Genomic DNA, 18129 nt, shown 5'->3' on the forward strand with positions numbered 1-18129 from the left:
GAGACTGATATGAACTACCTTTCCACGCGCGGCGCCGGAGCCGGCGAGCGCCATACGTTTTCCGACATCCTGCTGGGCGGTCTCGCCAAGGATGGCGGCTTGTATCTGCCAGCGGAATACCCGCGGGTCTCGGCTGACGAACTCGCGCGCTGGCGTACGCTGCCGTACGCGGACCTCGCCTTCGAGATCCTGTCGAAATTCAGCGATGACATCCCGGCCGAAGGCCTGCGCACGCTCACACGCCGCACCTACACGGCCGCGACTTACTGCAACGTGCGCGACGATGAAAGCGCCGAGCAGATCACGCCGCTGAAAACGCTCGGCATCGAGGACGGTGCGCCGCTGTCGCTGCTCGAGCTCTCGAACGGCCCGACGCTCGCGTTCAAGGACATGGCGATGCAGTTGATCGGCAACCTGTTCGAGTACGCCTTGGCGAAGCACGGCGAGACGCTGAACATCCTCGGCGCCACCTCGGGCGATACCGGCAGCGCGGCAGAGTACGCCATGCGCGGCAAGAAGGGCATTCGCGTGTTCATGCTGTCGCCGCACAAGAAGATGAGCGCGTTCCAGACGGCGCAGATGTACAGCCTGCAGGACCCGAACATTTTCAACCTCGCGGTTGAAGGCAATTTCGACGACTGCCAGGACATCGTCAAGGCCGTCTCGAACGATCACGCGTTCAAGGCGAAGTACAAGATCGGCACGGTCAATTCGATCAACTGGGCGCGTGTCGTCGCGCAGGTCGTGTACTACTTCAAGGGCTATTTCGCTGCCACGAAGTCGAATGAAGAGCGCGTGTCGTTCACGGTGCCGTCGGGCAACTTCGGTAACGTCTGCGCGGGGCATATCGCACGGATGATGGGGCTGCCGATCGAGAAGCTCGTGGTTGCGACCAACGAGAACGATGTGCTCGACGAGTTCTTCCGCACCGGTATCTACCGCGTGCGCAAGGCAGCCGAGACGTATCACACCAGCAGCCCGAGCATGGACATTTCGAAGGCGTCGAATTTCGAGCGCTTCGTGTTCGATCTGCTGGGGCGCGATCCGGCGCGGGTGCTGCAACTGTTCCGCGACGTTGAAGAGAAGGGCGGTTTCGATCTGGCGGCGAGTGGCGATTTCGTGCGGGTCAAGCAATTCGGTTTCGTGTCGGGCCGCAGCAGCCATGCGGACCGCGTCGAGGCGATCCGCGACGTGTTCGAACGCTACGACACGATGATCGACACCCATACGGCCGACGGCTTGAAGGTGGCGCGCGAGCATCTGCAACCTGGAATCCCGATGATCGTGCTGGAAACGGCCCAGCCGATCAAGTTTGGCGAGACGATCCGCGAAGCGCTGCTGCGCGAGCCGGAGCGGCCGGCGGCGTTCTCCGGGATCGAGTCGCTGCCGCAGCGCTTCGAGGTGCTGCCGGCGGATGTGCAGCGCGTGAAGGACTTCGTGGTCGCCCACACGGGCGACTGAGGGGCGATTAAGGACGAGTCGGGCTATTAACAGGCGAGGGTGATAAGGGCGCGAGTGGGCGCAGGGTTTGCCCGCTTGTGCCCGCCGTGAACGGTGCGATGTAGCGCCGCACGGCTGGCAGCCTCCGACGCGCTTGATTCGACGGCCATGGTGCAGGCCCTGCTGGCAGGGACGGCCCCATGGCCGTTTTTCTTGTGGCGTTCTCGCGCCTCCGCAACCCTGCGCAAAACCTGTCCATACGGCTACATCGCCCCGGCGAAAGCCGCAGACCGCTACAATATTCCTTTCAGTCCTCCGCGCCCTCCGACCGATGTCCACGCCCACATCTCCCGCGCCTCGCGCCCCGATGCTTTCGACTGCCGACGCCCTTGCAACGCTGCTCGGCGCCGCCAGCGCCGTTGCCGGCAAGGAAACGCTGCCCACGCTCGATGCGCTGAACCGGGTGCTGGCCGTTGATGTTGTTTCGCCGCTTGACGTGCCGCCGATGAACACCAGCGCGATGGATGGCTACGCGGTGCGGATCGCCGACCTCACCCAGGGCGAACGCCGCCTGCCGGTTTCGCAGCGCATCCCGGCGGGGCACGCGCCGCAGCCGCTCGCGGCCGGCACGGCGGCACGCATATTCACCGGCGCGACGGTGCCGCCTGGCGCCGATGCGATCGTCATCCAGGAGCAGACTGAAGCCGCCGACGATACCGTCACTATTCTGCACATGCCGAAAGCGGGCGAATGGATCACCTTGCAGGGCGCGGACATCCGCAGCAGCGCGGTGATCTTGCCGGCGGGTACGCGTCTGACCCCGCAGGCGCTGGGGCTAGCTGCATCCGTGGGCTGTGCGGAGCTGTCGGTGCTACGGCGCGTCAAAGTGGCGGTGTTTTTTACCGGTGACGAACTGACTATGCCGGGCGAGCCGCTCAAGCCCGGCGCCATTTACAACTCTAATCGCTTCACGCTGCGCGGGCTGCTCGAAAAGCTCGGCTGTGACGTGACCGACTACGGCATTGTCCCCGACCGGCTCGATGCGACCCGTGCGACCTTGCGCGAGGCTGCGCACGCGCACGACCTGATCCTTACCTGCGGCGGCGTCTCCGTGGGCGAGGAAGACCATGTGAAGCCGGCGGTCGAGGCGGAAGGGCGCCTGTCGATGTGGCAAATCGCCATGAAGCCGGGCAAGCCGCTGGCGTTCGGCGCGGTGCGGCGTGGGACGGTGGATGCCGTAGATGCGTCTTTCGCGGGCGGCAAGGGCGTGCTGGGCGGCGCCTCTGGCGCGTCGGCCGTCGAGGCCGCTGGGCACGCCTCAAACGCCTCCAACCCCGAGGCGCCGGCAGAAGCCTTCCTCATCGGCCTGCCGGGTAACCCTGTGTCGAGCTTCGTCACCTTCCTGCTATTCGTGCGTCCGTTCGTGCTGCGCCTGTCGGGTGTGCGGACCGTGACGCCGCGCGCGCTGTCGTTGCGCGCCGACTTCACCCAGTCCAAAGGCGACCGGCGCAACGAATTCCTGCGCGCCCGGGTCAATCCGGCGGGCGGGCTCGATCTGTTCCCGAACCAGAGTTCGGCCGTGCTGACTTCGACGGTGTGGGGCGACGGCCTGATCGACAACCCGCCCAATCATGTGATCAGCGCCGGCGAGACCGTGCATTTCATTCCCTTTTCCGAATTGTTGAACTGACGCCGGCAACGTCCGGCGACGACCCAGATGAAGATCCAGCTGAAATTTTTTGCAAGCGTGCGTGAAGCACTCGGTACCGCCGACGAAACGGTCGATGTGCCCGACAGCGTGGCCACGGTGGGCGACGTGCGGGTGTGGCTGCGGGCGCGCGGCGGCATCTGGGCGGAGACGCTCACCGAGGGGCGCGCGCTGCGCATGGCCTGCAATCACGTGATGACCGACGCCGGCACCCGCATTACCGAAGGCTGCGAGGTCGCGTTCTTTCCGCCCGTAACGGGCGGTTGAGGTAGATGGCATGACGGTTCGCGTCCAGACAGAAGACTTCGACCTGACCACCGAGGTGGCGGCCTTGCGCGCGCAGAATCCCAAGGTGGGCGCGGTGGCCTGCTTTGTCGGCACCGTGCGCGATCTGAACGACGGCAGCGCGGTCGAAACCATGGAACTCGAGCACTATCCGGGCATGACGGAGAAGTCGCTCGCGGCGATCGTCGAAGCGGCACGCGGGCGCTGGCCGGGCATCGAGGTGCTGATCATCCACCGCGTGGGCAAGCTGTATCCGCTCGACCAGATCGTGCTGGTGGCGACGACGTCGGCGCATCGCGGCGACGCGTTTGCGTCGTGCGAGTTCGTGATGGACTACCTGAAAACCGAGGCGCCCTTCTGGAAAAAGGAAAAGACCGACCAAGGCGAGCGCTGGGTCGATGCCCGTGTAACCGATGACGCCGCGCTCGCGCGCTGGGGTATCGGCTCGATTAATACGAAGTCCGAATGAAGGGCGGTCCTTCGTTCAGCTAGGCGTCATTCGAGCGCCCAATGATCTTCGCCGGAAACGGTTCACCGCGCGGTTTGGCCGCTGCGGCGTGCGCCGACGGATCGCCTTCCTCGCGCTCACGCCTCGCGGGTGCGATACGGTCGAGTAAATCCTGCTGCTCGGCGGGAATGGTGTAATTCCACCCAAAACGGCTCAATTGCAGACTCTGCGCAATGCGCAACGCCGGCTCCATGAAACGGATCGCGGCCGCCGGCTCGTAGCGCGACTCCACCGTGTCGAGAAACAGATAGAGCCAGTGACTGAAATGCTGGGGCTCGAGGCCCGGCAGCGGCTGGTGCGCCTGCTGCACATTGCCGCGATACTGCTTCGCGCCGAGCACCAGACTCGCCCAGAACATGCACATCTTCGGCAGATGCTCGTCCCAGCGTCCTGCAAGCGTCTGCTCGAAGACGGGACCGAGGACGGAATCGGCCCGCACGCGGTCATAGAACGCGTAGACGAGCTCGCGAATATTGGCTTCGTTTGGTTCCGTGTGTCGCGGTGCAGCAGCCACAGGGGTAAAAGTCGGATTCATGCGGTGACCAGGGACAAACTCAAATGCAATGAGTACTGCGAGAAATAGTGCTTCCCACCCGCGTTATTCAGAAAAATAACGCTACGGTCAAACGATACCATTCAGAATGGAACACATTACGGAAAGCCCTCAATAACATGCGCGACTACTGCATGTTATTGCGAAGCGGCTTGACGGACAACCCTCGCGTCGACACGGTCTTTCAGCGGATCGCCGCCGTCGCTCATCGTGGCTTTGCGCTTATGAGACTGACTGACTACACGGACTATTCACTGCGCGTCATGCTGTACCTCGCAGTTCGCGCCGAGGGATTGGCGACGATCCAGGATATCTCGGACGCCTACGGTATTTCGAAGAACCATTTGATGAAGGTCGTTCAGCGGCTCGGAGAACTGGGCTGGGTGGAGACGGTGCGTGGCCGCAATGGCGGTCTGCGGCTCTTCGAGCACTCGGGCTCGCTCACGGTCGGAGAAGTGGTGCGCGCGACCGAGAGCGATTTCGCGCTGGTGGGCTGTTTCCCGGTCGAAGGCGGGAGCCACCGGGATTGTGTCATCCAGTCGCAATGCCGGCTGAAAGGCGTGCTGGAGGTGGCGCGCCACGCCTTTCTGTCCGAACTGGATCGCCACACAATCGGTGAACTGGCCGAGCCCGCGGGACCGCTCGCGGCGTTGCTCGGCATGCGGCAGGTCATCCCGATTGCCATGGCGACCTCCGGCGACGGCGGGACGGCGCCCGTCGATTGACCGAAATGAAGCGGTTGTTCGCGTCAATTGTTAAATACTTGCTCCCGCGTGCAAAAAAGCGCTTGAAACCCGCAAAAAACGCCTCATTTTGGTGATATTCGAAAATTGGAGGTCTCTTGATGAGAGTCGACAAGCTCACCACTAAATTCCAGGAAGCGTTGGCGGATGCGCAGAGTCTGGCCGTTGGCCATGACAATCAATACATCGAACCGCTCCACCTGCTCGCTGCGCTGGTCGCGCAACAGGACGGGGCGGCTCGCTCGCTGCTGTCGCGCGCTGGCGTGCATGTTCAGCCGTTGCAAACGGCGCTCAACGACGCGATTACGCGTCTGCCGCAGGTCCAAGGCACTGACGGCAACGTCCAGATCGGCCGCGAACTGACCGGTTTGCTCAATCAGGCCGATAAAGAAGCCCAGAAGCTCAACGACACATTTATCGCGAGCGAAATGTTCCTGCTCGCGGTCGCCGACGACAAGGGCGAAGCCGGGCGCCTCGCGCGTCAGCACGGCTTGTCGCGCAAGTCGCTCGAAGCGGCCATTGCCGCGGTGCGCGGCGGCTCGCAAGTGCATAGCCAGGACGCCGAAAGCCAGCGCGAGGCGCTGAAGAAATACACCGTCGATCTGACCGAACGTGCGCGCGCGGGCAAGCTTGATCCGGTGATTGGCCGCGACGACGAGATTCGTCGGTCGATTCAGATCCTGCAGCGCCGTACCAAGAACAACCCGGTGCTGATCGGCGAGCCGGGCGTCGGCAAGACGGCCATCGTCGAAGGCCTCGCGCAGCGTATCGTCAACGGCGAAGTGCCGGAAACGCTCAAAGGCAAGCGCGTGCTGTCGCTCGATATGGCGGCGCTGCTGGCCGGCGCCAAGTATCGCGGCGAATTCGAAGAGCGCCTGAAAGCCGTGCTGAACGATATCGCCAAGGACGAAGGCCAGACCATCGTCTTTATCGACGAAATCCACACCATGGTCGGCGCGGGCAAGGCCGAAGGGGCGATGGATGCAGGCAACATGCTGAAGCCGGCGCTCTCGCGTGGCGAGCTGCACTGCGTCGGCGCGACCACGCTCGATGAATATCGCAAATACATCGAAAAGGATGCCGCGCTCGAACGCCGCTTCCAGAAGGTGCTGGTCGACGAACCGTCAGTGGAGGCGACCATCGCCATTCTGCGCGGCTTGCAGGAGAAGTATGAGCTGCACCACGGCGTGGATATTACCGACCCGGCGATCGTCGCGGCGGCGGAACTGTCGCATCGGTACATCACGGACCGTTTTCTGCCGGACAAGGCCATCGACCTGATCGACGAAGCGGCTTCGAAGATCAAGATGGAAATCGATTCGAAGCCCGAAGAGATGGACCGGCTCGATCGCCGCCTGATCCAGTTGAAGATTGAACGCGAAGCCGTCAAGAAGGAAAAAGACGAAGCGTCGCAGAAGCGCCTGCAATTGATCGAGGAAGAAATCGAGAAGCTGAACCGCGATTATTCGGACCTCGAAGAAATCTGGACCGCGGAAAAAGCCGCCGTGCAGGGCAGCGCGCAGCTGAAGGAAGAGATCGAGAAGACCCGCGCGGAAATCATCCGGCTGCAACGCGAAGGCAAACTGGAGAAGGTCGCCGAACTGCAGTACGGCAAGCTGCCGGGGCTCGAAGCGCAGTTGAAGGAAGTGACACAGGCCGAAGCGAAGGAGCAGAACAACCCGACCCGTCCCCGTCTGTTGCGCACGCAAGTGGGCGCCGAGGAAATCGCCGAAGTCGTGTCGCGTGCCACCGGCATTCCGGTCTCGCGCATGATGCAGGGTGAGCGCGAAAAGCTGCTGCAGATTGAAGCAAAGTTGCATGACCGCGTGGTCGGTCAGGACGAAGCGATCACAGCGGTCGCCGATGCCATCCGCCGTTCGCGTGCGGGCCTGTCGGACCCGAATCGTCCGTATGGCTCGTTCCTGTTCCTCGGCCCGACGGGCGTGGGCAAGACCGAACTGTGCAAGGCGCTGGCGTCGTTCCTGTTTGATTCGGAAGATCATCTGATCCGTATCGACATGAGCGAGTTTATGGAGAAGCACAGCGTCGCGCGGCTGATCGGCGCGCCACCGGGCTACGTCGGCTATGAAGAGGGTGGTTACCTGACCGAGGCCGTGCGTCGCAAGCCGTACAGCGTGATCCTGCTCGACGAGATCGAGAAGGCCCATCCGGACGTCTTCAACGTGCTGTTGCAGGTGCTCGACGATGGCCGCATGACCGATGGGCAAGGGCGCACCGTGGACTTCAAGAACACGGTGATCGTGATGACGTCGAATCTCGGTTCGCAGGTGATCCAGTCGATGGTCGGCGAACCGCAGGAAGCCGTGAGGGATGCGGTGTGGGAAGAAGTGAAGTTGCACTTCCGCCCCGAATTCCTCAACCGGATCGACGATGTCGTCGTATTCCATGCGCTCGATCGCTCGAACATCCAGTCGATCGCGAAGATCCAGTTGCAACGGCTGCATGAACGGCTGGCGAAGCTCGACATGCAACTGGTCGTGTCGGACGAGGCGCTCGATCTGATCGGCAAGGTTGGCTACGACCCGCTGTTCGGTGCACGGCCGTTGAAGCGTGCGATCCAGCAGGAGATCGAGAATCCGGTCGCCAAGCTGATTCTCGCCGGCAAGTTCGGCCCGAAGGATGTGATTCCGGTCGAGGTCGAGGGCGGCAAGCTGGTGTTCGACCGGGTCGTGCACTAAGCGCGATCTGCGGGGCGGCGATGGTTAAGCCGCGCCTGACGAGCGAAGGCAAAAGGGCAACGAATTCGATTCGTTGCCCTTTTTATTTGTCGAGGCGTATTTGCCGCGGCGCGCCCGAATCGGCAGCCAGCGGGTGATACGTTCAGATGTTACGCGTTGCCCTTGCCGAGCAGCGACTCCAGACCACCGAGTGCGCCCAGTACGCTCGTCGCGTTCAGTTGGCCTTCCGCGGGGACCTCACCGGTTGGCGTGGCCGCATTGACGACGTGCGGCAGGATCTGCGACAGCAGTCCCGTGATCTGATCGGGCTGCACGCCAGCCTTGGCCGCAAGGTTGGTGACGGTATCCGAGCCGAGCACGCTATGCAGCGTGTCTGCGGCGATGGGTTGATTCTCGCCGTTGCTGATCCAAGAACTGATGATGTCGCCAGCGCCTTTGTCCTTGAACTGCTGGATCAGGCCATTCAGGCCGCCCGGCTGGTTATTGACGAACTCAAGCGCGGTGCTGAGAAGGGCCTGCTGTCCGCCGCCGCCTTGGGGCGACTGGCCGAGCAAGGAACCAAATGTATCGAGTAGGCTCATGACGGTCTCTCTTGAATGCCGGCGTTCGGTAGAGACGCTGGCGGGTGAAAACGCCGCGCGGTTGCGCGGCACCGAATGGATAGGAAGCAGGGCGTGGCCGATAGCGTATGCGCTCAGGTGAACTACTTTACTGCTTCCACCTGACGAATATCAGGTGCCCGAAGCTGCGGCAGCCGATGCTGCCTTGCTCTTCTTCGCCTTTTTCGACTTTGAAGCCTTGCCGCCCGATGCTTCCGCGGGTGCGCTTGCAGCCGCTGCGGCAGGAGCCGAGGCAGCGGCCGTCTCGGACGCAGCCGCCTTGCTCTTCTTCTTCGACTTCGAAGCCTTGCCGCCCGATGCTGCAGCAGGCGCACTTGCAGCGGCGGTTGCCGGTGCAGCAGTCGCGGCCGTTGTCGTGGTCGCTGCTGTCGTGGCGGCGGCCGGGGTCTTCGCTGCCGGTGTGCCCGTGCTCGTTGTAGTTGTGGCGCCCGACTTCGCGGCCGCCTTCGTGCCGCTCGGCGGTGTGGATGAGCCGTTGATCGTGAGGCCTGCTGCTTCGAGGTTAGTCACCGACTTGGTGCCGATACCCTTCACGCGCGTGGCGAGATCGTCTGCATCCTTGAACGGGCCGTTCTTGGTGCGTTCGTCGATAATCGCCTTCGCATGAACCGGGCCGATGCCCTTGACGGTTTCAAGCGTCGCCTGATCGGCGGAATTGACTTCCACCGCAGCGGCGAATCCGGCTGACAGCGACAAAGCCAAGGCAACGCAAAGCATGAGCAGCTTCTTCAGCATGGCAAGCACTCCATTGAGGGCAAAAAAAGTTAGCCGGGAACGGACGACGCATCCAGTCAGCACGCGCTGCGCTTAAGCATAGGATAAATTGCGTGCCCTTCCGGTGAAAACCGCCGATTTATACCGATCGATTCGTGACAAGTAAATCATTGTGGACACTATTTAAACCTTTTGACTATTTCGTAGGCCTTTGTGACGCGATCGGTGATGCGCCGGTGCCGGTGCCCGTTCCCGTGCCGGCGCCACGGGTGCCACCGGCGCCGGGCGTGCGGGCTACCGCGCCGCGCACTTCGAAGCGCACGGCATCGGCGACGCTGCCGTCAGCATCCACCAACTCCAGCAGATGATGCCCGGGCCACGGCAGCCACGGCACGCGCGGCGCGTGGCCAAGCGTCTTGCCGTCGAGACGCCATGTGCTCAGCGTCGAGGTTCCGCTCGCCCGCTCGAATGAAATACGCTGTCGCGACGCCGGAATGTCGGGGTCGAGCGCGAAGATCGTGCCGTCTGTGGGCGCGCCGATATGCGCTGCGCCGCGCGTCGAGACGCGTTGTACGGAGGCGCCGGCATCCGCTGCGAGTGCGACGATCGGGGTTTGCGTGCCGCGCACGAACCAGTCGTCACGTGCGGGTTCGACGCCGTTTTCAAACGTGACGTGCGTCTGAATCACACCGCCTGGCGCGGTGGGCGGCGTACTCGGCAAACGCCGATGCAGGTAGCTGACGATCGCAGCCCACACCGGTGCCGCGCCGGTCACGCCCGACACGTCCCACATCGGCGTGCCGTCCGCATTGCCGACCCAGACGCCTACCGTATAGCGCGAGGTGAAACCGATCGTCCAGTTATCGCGCATATCTTTGCTGGTGCCGGTCTTGACCGCGGAGAAGAAGCGCGTGGCGAGCGGGCTATCGAAGCCGAAGGTGCGGGTGCGCGCGTTGTTGTCCGATAGCACCGTGGTGATGATGAAACTCGCGTCGACGCTGAAGACGCGTTGCGCCGTTTTCGCTGCGGTGTCACCGGGCGCGGCCTGGCGGCGCGGCAGATCCGCCGTAGCACCGGCGACGCCGCCATTCGCCAGCGCACGGTAGGCGTTGGTCAGCGCGAGCAGGGTGACGTCCGCGCTGCCGAGCGCGAGGCTGTAGCCGTAGTAATCGCCGCTTTGCTTGAGCGGCAGACCGAGCGCAGTGAGTGTCTTTGCGAAGCGGTGCGGCGTCACCATGACCAGCGTGCGCACCGCCGGCACATTCAGCGATGAGCCGAGCGCGGTGCGCACGCTGACCCAGCCCTTGAAGTCCTTGTCGTAGTTCTGCGGGATGTACAGGCCGCCGCCAGCGGCGAGATCGAGCGGCGCGTCGTCGAGCAGCGACGCCGTGGTGAGCCGCCGTTCGTCGATGGCCTGCGCATACAGGAAAGGTTTGAGCGTCGAGCCGGCCTGACGCAGCGCGAGTACCGCATCGACGTCGCGGGCGCCGGACAACGCGCCCGACGAGCCGACCCAGGCGCGCACCTCACCCGTGGCGTTATCGAGTACCACCACGGCGCCATCCTGCACGTTGCGCGGATGCGCGCGGGCATTCAGCTCGAGCAAGGTGCGGGTGAGGGTGTCGCGTGCAAAACGTTGCAGGTTCGCGTCGAGGGTGGAGCGCACGCGGGCGCCGGCGACCGGACGCACCTCAGCCGCGACGCGCCGCGCGAAATGCGGCGCGAGGCCGTCGTCATCCGACGTGATGGAGACGGTGGCCGGCGCAGGACGGGCGAACGCCAGTTGCACGAAGCCGCCGAGATTTGTGCATTGGCCGGCCGCCTGCATGTCACGCAGAATCCGGCAGGCGCGCTCACTGACCTTTGCGTAGGGGGCGTTCGGTGCGCGGATCAGCGCAGCGGCCACCGCCGCTTCGCGCACGTCGAGCCCGGAGGGCGCCTTGCCGAACAGCGTCGTCGAGAGCGCCGACAAGCCGATCGTTTCACCGCGAAAGGGCACCAGATTCAGATAGGCTTCGAGAATCTGGTCCTTGCGCCAGGTGCGCTCGAGCCACAATGCGTTGACCGCCTGGCCGGCCTTCTGCGCGATCGAACGTTGTCCTGAACGTTGCGGGTCGTCATCGAGCAGGCCGGTGAGCTGCATGGTCACGGTCGAGGCGCCGCGCGTGCGTGTATTCCATAGATTGGCCCAGGCAGCCCCCGCTGCGCCGCGCCAGTCGACTCCGCTGTGTTCGTAGAAGCGCTTGTCTTCGGAGACGACGATGGCCTGACGCAGCGCCGGCGAGACATCGGCGAGCGCGACCCAGTCACCGCGCCGCTCGCTGTGGTCGATGCGGGTGCGTTGCAGCGGCTGGCCGTCGCGCGCCAGCAGCACCCAGTCGGAGCTGTGCCAGCGGGCGTGGACTTCGTCGAACGAGGGCAGGGCAAACGCGCTGAGCGAGGTGCCGAACAGGCTGACGCACACCGTTACGCGGGCAAGCGGCAGCGGCGCGCGGAGGATGCCGGTGCGAAGACGCTTGAGCCATGCGGTGAGCCCAATTATTCTTGCGCCGCGCTCGCCGCCCCACGTCCCCAGGCTTCGAGCCCTGGTGCAAGTGTCGGGCGGTGCGTTGTCGTAACCGTGGCTCATCGCTTCAATTTACGCTGCAAAATCCGTGTGCTTCATTTCGAGGCCGCAGGAACGGTGCCGGCTGCGGGGACCACCACCAGCGGCGCATTCGGCAACGCGCCGAACGTCGACGGCGCATACAGCGCCTCGACACGCGTCGGCGGCAGACCGAACGTGCCGACGTTGTTGAGCCGTACCGTGTACTCGACCGAAAATTTCCCCTTCGGCAAATAATCGTAGTACGCCCGATAACCTTCGAAACCGCGCTCGATAAACGCCGGCCACGCGCCACGGTCGGCGCTGTCTCCAGTATCTCCGCTGTTTTCCCCCTGCGTGGCTGCCTCCGAGTCGCGTCCCAGACCCGAGCCGAGAATCGTCGCTCCGGCGGGCACCGGATCGTTGACGACCACCCAGGTCATATCGGTTTGCGCGTCGATGTCCAGACGCACCCGCACCACATCGCCACGCGTATAGACGCCTTTCACCGCCGGGTCGAGCGGGGTGACCGTCTTCGTGATGCGGTAGCCGGCCACGAATGGCGTTTTCAACGGCACAGCGGCGAGGCTTTCGATGGTCGCCCACGGTTTGCCGGTGCCGTCTTGTGTCAGCGTCAACGGCGTCGCCGTGCCCTGATTCGCCGGCGGCCATGGCAGAAGCTGGCTGCGGGTGTTCTTGGTTTGCGTGGCGGCCGTAGCTGAACTCGCTGCGGGTGGCGCGGCCTGGCTCCACGAGATCGTCTTGTCGAACATACCGAGTTGCAACCTCGTCTGTCCGGTGACAGGGGTGCTCTCGAACACCTGCGAGAAACGCTCGACTGCGAGCGAGCCCCACACGTTAGCGGTCGTGGTCTGCCACGCGCCATTGCGTTGCAGCGCGAGCAGGCCCGCAACGAGGCGCGGCATCTCGTCCTTCCACGCGGGGGAATCGGCGAAAGTGAGTGCGGTGCGGGCGGCGTTGTCTTCGGTGCCGGTCATGAGCCACCACAGATCGTCGTCGGCCTCGGTTGAGAACGTGAGGCGCGTGCCCTGATACGTGAGCCGCGCCCGCAGGATCTGTTCGAGTTGCGCGCGCTTATCGTCACGCTGCGGAATATCCGGCACGCGCGACAGGATCGCGTAGTAGTCAAGCACCGCCGACGTCGGCCATTGGTTCGGCACGATCTCGATCGACCCAAGCATGCGGGCCTGCGCCATCCCATAGCGCGACAGCGCCTCGAGCGCTTCGAGCTTGCGCAGGTCGAGATCCTTGCGAGGCGCCCACGCATTGCGTTCGATACGGCCTTCGACAAAACCCACCAGACCCGCTTCGAGTTTGCCGCGCACATCGTCGGGCAGCGCGAAACGCGGATCGAGCTTCGACGTTTCATTGCTGACGGCGAGCAGATAAGCGGTGAGCGTCGGGCTACCCTGACTGCGACTGTCGTCGCTCGGCGGGAAGTAGTTGGCGAGACCGTCGCGGTCGAGATAGACCGGCATCTTCGCCACCACCGCCTGCCATTGCGCCGGATCGCGCAGGCCGATGGCCCGCGACGTCTGCTGTTCGAGGCAGTTGTACGGATAGCGTTCGAACCAGCGGCGCACGCCTGGCATGCCGTCGGAGAGCTTCGACTGCAACGACACCGAAATGCCCCCGCGCAGCACGCCGGCCTGGGTCGTGCTCGCGTCCGGCGCTGCGGCGACCGGCAGCGACAGCGTGCCATCGACTTGCGCGAGCGTGGCCTGCTGCACGGTGACGGGCACGGCAGCGGTGACGCGTTGCGCGATCTTCAGGACGTCGCTGGCGTGCGGGCCGCCTTGCTCGGCGGCAGCCACATTCCACGTGAGCGCGCCGGACGGCGCATCGGCGAGGCCATCGGGTGTTGTCACGGTCCATGCGATTTCGCGTGCCGAGTCTGCCGCGAGATCCACCGTTTGCGCGGCTAACGTGAGGCCAGGCACGTTCGGCGTGACGACCACTTTCATCGCACGTGCGGTCGTATTGCGGACCGTGAACTGGGCACGGAACACGTCGCCTTCGCGCACGAGCGGCGGCAAGCCGGAGATCAGTTGCAGATCCTGCGTGCTGCGAATCGACGTGCTGCCCGTACCGAAGGTGCCGGGACCGACCGCCGCGATGGCGACAATCCGGAAGCTCGTCAGCGCATCGTTGAGCGGCACATCGAGCGAGGCCTCGCCGTTGGCGTCGAGCGTGACGCGCGGATTCCAGAGCAGCAGCGTGTCGAACAGTTCGCGCGTCGAGCTGTGTCCGCCGCCGCCTCCTGCCGGCACGGCCTTGCGCCCGAAGTGACGGCGCCCGACGATCTCCATTTGCGCGGTCGAAGTTTCGACGCCATAGGCACGCCGCTCGAGCATCGCGTCGAGCACGTCCCAGCTCTGGTTCGGCATCAGTTCGAGCAGGGCCTCGTTGACGGCGGCGACGGCGATCTGCGTGCCGGCAGGGGCGGGCTTGCCGCCTGGCATCTGCACGTACACTTTGACGTGCGCCTTGCCACGCACCGTGTAGGACTTCGCATCAGGTGTGACCGTCACGGCAAGCTTGTGCGCCGCCGTACCCACTTTAATTTCGGCCATGCCATAGCGGAACGCTGGCTTCGACAGGTCGACGAGCGGCGTCGGCGCTTCATATTGACGGCCTTCGTACCAGAACGCGCGGGCCCACTCGAGCGGCGCCTTCCAGCCCCACGTGAAGAACGAATACCACGGCACTTCGTGAATCCGGCCGCGCAACGCCAGCACCGACACGTAGACGTTTGGCCCCCAGGCCTCATTGACCTTCAGCTCGACGGTCGGATCCTTGCCGTCCAGCTGGACGACGTGCGTCTCGAGGATGCCCTCGCGTTCGACCGCGACGAGCGCGGTGGCGAAGCGGAACGGCATGCGCACCTGGAAGCGGGCGGTCTCGCCGGGCTCGTAGGCGGTCTTCTCTGGCAGGACGTCGATGCGGTCGGTGTTCTCGCCGCCGAACCACAACTCGTCTTCGCGCGTGACCCACACCGAACTGCTCGCCGTCGACACATTGCCGTCGCCGTCTTTGGCCGTGACCACGAGGTCGATGTTGCCGGCGTCGCGCAGCTTTGCGTCGCAGGTCATCAGACCATGATCGTCGCTCTTGCCGCTACATAGTGAGCCGAGGTCCTTGCTCTCGGTATGGTTGTCGTAGGCGTAAAAGCCCCCGACCATGCGCTTTCTCGAACTCGTCGTGATGCGTGCAAAGCCGTGCACATCGAGGGCCACACCGGCGCGCGGCTTGCCTTGCAGGTCGACCGCAAGCGCCTTCACCGGCACCGTGTTACCGACCGAAACCCATTGCCCTGATTTGATGCCGGCGACGACCGCCGCCGGCCACAGCGTCGCGCCGCCGGAGAGGGTCTGCACCTCGCCGTTCGGATCGGCGAAGGTGGCTTCCAGTGCGAGGCGTTTGGGCGCGTCGACGTGCGGCAGATTCTTGAGCGTCAAGGCACCGGAGCCGTTGCGATCGAGCGTGACCGCTTCCTTGTCGGCGATCAGTTTGGCGCCGTCGTCGGCGGGTTGCTGGGTATCGCTGTCCTCGTCATCGGAGGCCGAGGTGTCGTCGCCGGTTTGCGGCGTGTAGGGCGTGAAGCTGAAGTCCGGGAAACTGTCGGTAAAGCCGGGCGTCGTGCTCTTGAGCAAGGCCGACACCTGCACCGGCAGGTTCGACGCCGCGCCGCCCGACACATAATCGATCTGCAGCGCAAGCGGCGCTTCTTTCGCCGCGACCAGCGGATGGGTCTTTTCATCCCGTACGGCAATCGTGCCCTTGAATACCGGCAAGCGAAATTCCTCGACGCGGAAGCTGCCGGACTCATAGCTCATGGACGGCGAGGGGCTGTTGTCGCTGTCATCGGAGGCGTCAGCATCGTCGCTCGAGCCGCTGTCATTGCCGTTGCCGTTCGCGCCGCTGGAGGACGCCGTTGCGTTCGGATCGCCATCATCGAGCGTGACGCTGTATTCGCCCAGCTTCGCCGCCACCGGAATCGTGAAGCTCGAATCGGCGCTATGGTCGGCCGCCCATTTGAGCGGCAGATGATAGGTCTGGCCGCTACCGAGATGGCGAATCGTCACCCGCGTCGGATACTTCTGCGGATAAGCAAAGCCATGCAAGTTTTCGACGCGAATCAGATGCTTCATCGAGACCGTTTCACCGGCGCGCAACAACGTGCGGTCGAAGATGGTATGCGCGCGAACCGTCTGCTCGATGCTCGTGTCGGTGGGCACATTGAAGCGCCAGGACTCGATGCCGCGGTTCCAGTCCGAGCGCACGAACGCCATGTCGGGACCGGTCTTCGGATTGTCGACGCGCGCCGAGACGAAGAATCCTTCGTAGCTGCCGTCACCGCATTGCTTCACCGGTGAGAGCGGCTTTTCGATGGTCAGGACGCCGTGCGCATCAGTCTTGCCGTCGGCGAGCGGGGCGCCGTTGCAATCGCTCACCTGGATGGCGGCGTTCGGCACCGGTTGGCCATTGTCGAGCGAGGTCACCCACACGACGCTGTTCTCACGCCCTTGCTTGAAGTGCACGCCCAGATTGGTGACGAGCACCGCAGTGCGCACGTACATGGGCGCTTTCCTGCTCAACAGCGACGCGCCCAGCGCGGGTGAAGCCAGTTCGATCACGTAAAACCCCGGTTTGGTCACCGGCACGCCGACCACTTCGAACGGACGCAGTGCCTTCGGATCTTCCTTCGGCAAGGCGAGGGTTTCAACGCCGCGCTGTCCCGCAAGCAGCGACAGCGAGCGGATGTCGATTTCAGGGTCTTTCTTGCTGTCGTCGTCGCTGGACTCGTCCGGCGCGCGCGGCACGTACACCGGATTTTTCGAGCGCTGCAGCAGGCCGGGCATCAGCGAGTCGATGGTCGAGCGATTCATCGAATAGCCGTCGAAGCGGTCGACGAGACGCATCCAGTTGCGGATATCGGTGTCGGCATCGACGCGCAGTTTGGTGAACTGGGCGTTGCCGGCGTTCAGTCCCGCCACATGCAGGTCCGCTTCGACATTGCGCAATGTCACCGGCACGAGCGCGGGCATGTCCGGTTCCGCAAAACGTTCGACGATGCCGAAAGTTCCCGACGAGAACTTGGCAAGCGGCGGCATGGGCGCCGTGGTGGTCTTGAGGGGGAACAGGTCGGTGTTGGTGAGCGCGCGGCCGCTGACATCTTTCAGGTTAGTGGGAATCTCGATCGTGAGTTCGGCGTGTTCGGGCAGCGGCGCCGCGAATTCGACTGTCAACGTTTCGGAATCCTTGTCATCCGGTTTGAAGGTCGGTGAGATCGCGCCGCCGGGGCCCTTGAGCGTGAGCTTTTCGGCATCGGCACGGCTGATCGGCGCGTTGAAGCGCACCTGCACCGGACGCAGCGGCGTACACGGCGCCTTGGCGTTCTCGCGCTCGCAGGAGAAACTCGCGGCGAAGGGCTCGCGCACGATGTAGTCGAAGCGGCGCTCGACGTCATTGGCGAGCCCGCTCGGGCTCGCCACCCCGACGCCGTAGACCAGTTGCATCTTGGTGGCGGACGGCAGCGTCTGCTGGCACTGGAGCGTCAGGATGCGAGCCGCATCTTTTTTCAGGCGGAAGTGGTTGAGCAGCGCGGCGCGTGCAGCGTCGTCGAGATTCTTGACGGGAATACGGTTGCCGAGGCCGCTCGATTCGCACCAGATATGCTGGTGCACCGATGCGTCCGTGGCAGGGCCGTTCAACTGCAAGACGAACGCTTGATCTTCTTCGATCTCGCCACTGTCCGGACGGATCTCCTGCACGAATGGGCCGCCGGTCTGAAACGCGTAGCGGTGCGGCCCCGTGATGGAGTGGCCGGCAAACGACTTCAACCCGTCGTTGAGATCGACGGTGCAGCTCACGCCCGGCGGCAGGTCCGCGGCGAAGTCCCACGCCCAGGTTTTGTCGTCGATCCAGTGTGCCTGACCGCTACTCGCGGCCGCGTCGTTGCAATGCACTTGTGCCGGAGCGGCAGCCGCGGGCGAGCCGAACGCGATCATCGCTTCGTCGAACTTAACGACCACCTGCCGAACCTGCGTCACCTTGCCTTGCGGCGAGACGCTGGTGATGCGTGCTGCATCGACGCGCCACGAAGCGGCTGCCAGCAGGCTGAGCGCTGCTATCGTTGCCCACATCCACGTTCGTCTGAGGGTGCCGCTTCGCATCGACCACGCTCCTGTTCGCTTACAGAGTGCTGGCGATTCTACCGGACGATCATCAGTATCCCCAACCTTGTTAAACGT

11 protein-coding genes are annotated in these 18129 nt (G+C 64.1%); 6 read left to right on the forward strand and 5 right to left on the reverse strand.

Annotated elements, in window-relative coordinates; all coding sequences use genetic code 11:
* The first annotated feature begins 9 nt into the window (after positions 1–9).
* From thrC to moaE, 4 genes are all read left to right on the forward strand, one after another.
* Positions 10–1461 carry a threonine synthase gene (gene thrC, locus P3T40_RS31675; protein WP_429271663.1) on the forward strand — a complete coding sequence of 484 codons (1452 nt, stop codon included), beginning with the start codon at positions 10–12 and terminating at the stop codon, positions 1459–1461.
* A gap of 346 nt (positions 1462–1807) precedes the next feature.
* Positions 1808–3130 carry a molybdopterin molybdotransferase MoeA gene (locus P3T40_RS31680; protein ID WP_429271664.1) on the forward strand — a complete coding sequence of 441 codons (1323 nt, stop codon included), beginning with the start codon at positions 1808–1810 and terminating at the stop codon, positions 3128–3130.
* Positions 3131–3157: 27 nt separating this feature from the next.
* Positions 3158–3415, forward strand: a complete 258-nt coding sequence (moaD, locus tag P3T40_RS31685; protein WP_429271665.1) for a molybdopterin converting factor subunit 1 — start codon at positions 3158–3160, stop codon at positions 3413–3415.
* A 10-nt stretch (positions 3416–3425) separates the two neighbouring features.
* Positions 3426–3902 (forward strand): molybdopterin synthase catalytic subunit MoaE, encoded by a 477-nt coding sequence (gene moaE, locus P3T40_RS31690; RefSeq protein ID WP_429271666.1) that lies wholly within the window; start codon positions 3426–3428, stop codon positions 3900–3902.
* A gap of 19 nt (positions 3903–3921) precedes the next feature.
* On the opposite strand, the gene P3T40_RS31695 is transcribed toward moaE, so the two are convergent.
* Complete coding sequence (locus P3T40_RS31695) at positions 3922–4476, reverse strand: group III truncated hemoglobin (protein WP_429271667.1); 555 nt, start codon at positions 4474–4476, stop codon at positions 3922–3924.
* Positions 4477–4718: 242 nt separating this feature from the next.
* On the opposite strand from P3T40_RS31695, the gene P3T40_RS31700 reads away from it, so the two are divergent.
* Positions 4719–5219, forward strand: coding sequence for an Rrf2 family transcriptional regulator (locus tag P3T40_RS31700; RefSeq protein ID WP_429271723.1), 501 nt, complete (start codon positions 4719–4721; stop codon positions 5217–5219).
* 119 nt (positions 5220–5338) lie between these two features.
* Complete coding sequence (clpB, locus tag P3T40_RS31705) at positions 5339–7936, forward strand: ATP-dependent chaperone ClpB (protein ID WP_429271668.1); 2598 nt, start codon at positions 5339–5341, stop codon at positions 7934–7936.
* 149 nt (positions 7937–8085) lie between these two features.
* Here clpB and P3T40_RS31710 read toward each other — a convergent pair whose 3' ends face one another.
* The 4 genes from P3T40_RS31710 to P3T40_RS31725 form a co-directional block, all read right to left on the reverse strand.
* Positions 8086–8589: a YidB family protein gene (locus P3T40_RS31710; RefSeq protein WP_429271669.1), complete on the reverse strand. Its 504-nt coding sequence runs from the start codon at positions 8587–8589 to the stop codon at positions 8086–8088.
* 78 nt (positions 8590–8667) lie between these two features.
* Positions 8668–9291: a ComEA family DNA-binding protein gene (locus tag P3T40_RS31715; protein WP_429271670.1), complete on the reverse strand. Its 624-nt coding sequence runs from the start codon at positions 9289–9291 to the stop codon at positions 8668–8670.
* A gap of 175 nt (positions 9292–9466) precedes the next feature.
* Positions 9467–11899, reverse strand: a complete 2433-nt coding sequence (pbpC, locus tag P3T40_RS31720; protein WP_429271671.1) for a penicillin-binding protein 1C — start codon at positions 11897–11899, stop codon at positions 9467–9469.
* 32 nt (positions 11900–11931) lie between these two features.
* Positions 11932–18051 (reverse strand): MG2 domain-containing protein, encoded by a 6120-nt coding sequence (locus P3T40_RS31725; protein WP_429271672.1) that lies wholly within the window; start codon positions 18049–18051, stop codon positions 11932–11934.
* Positions 18052–18129 lie beyond the last annotated feature (78 nt).

It is taken from the genome of Paraburkholderia sp. EB58, from assembly GCF_050436665.1.
Taxonomy (GTDB): Bacteria; Pseudomonadota; Gammaproteobacteria; order Burkholderiales; family Burkholderiaceae; genus Paraburkholderia.

What these genes read in the sequence shown, in the direction of transcription:
- thrC (WP_429271663.1), top strand. Translation starts at nt 10, where the DNA reads ATGAACTACCTTTCCACGCGCGGCGCCGGAGCCGGCGAGCGCCATACG.
- P3T40_RS31680 (WP_429271664.1), top strand. Translation starts at nt 1,808, where the DNA reads ATGCTTTCGACTGCCGACGCCCTTGCAACGCTGCTCGGCGCCGCCAGC.
- moaD (WP_429271665.1), top strand. Translation starts at nt 3,158, where the DNA reads ATGAAGATCCAGCTGAAATTTTTTGCAAGCGTGCGTGAAGCACTCGGT.
- moaE (WP_429271666.1), top strand. Translation starts at nt 3,426, where the DNA reads ATGACGGTTCGCGTCCAGACAGAAGACTTCGACCTGACCACCGAGGTG.
- P3T40_RS31695 (WP_429271667.1), bottom strand. Translation starts at nt 4,476, where the DNA reads ATGAATCCGACTTTTACCCCTGTGGCTGCTGCACCGCGACACACGGAA.
- P3T40_RS31700 (WP_429271723.1), top strand. Translation starts at nt 4,719, where the DNA reads ATGAGACTGACTGACTACACGGACTATTCACTGCGCGTCATGCTGTAC.
- clpB (WP_429271668.1), top strand. Translation starts at nt 5,339, where the DNA reads ATGAGAGTCGACAAGCTCACCACTAAATTCCAGGAAGCGTTGGCGGAT.
- P3T40_RS31715 (WP_429271670.1), bottom strand. Translation starts at nt 9,291, where the DNA reads ATGCTGAAGAAGCTGCTCATGCTTTGCGTTGCCTTGGCTTTGTCGCTG.
- pbpC (WP_429271671.1), bottom strand. Translation starts at nt 11,899, where the DNA reads ATGAGCCACGGTTACGACAACGCACCGCCCGACACTTGCACCAGGGCT.
- P3T40_RS31725 (WP_429271672.1), bottom strand. Translation starts at nt 18,051, where the DNA reads ATGCGAAGCGGCACCCTCAGACGAACGTGGATGTGGGCAACGATAGCA.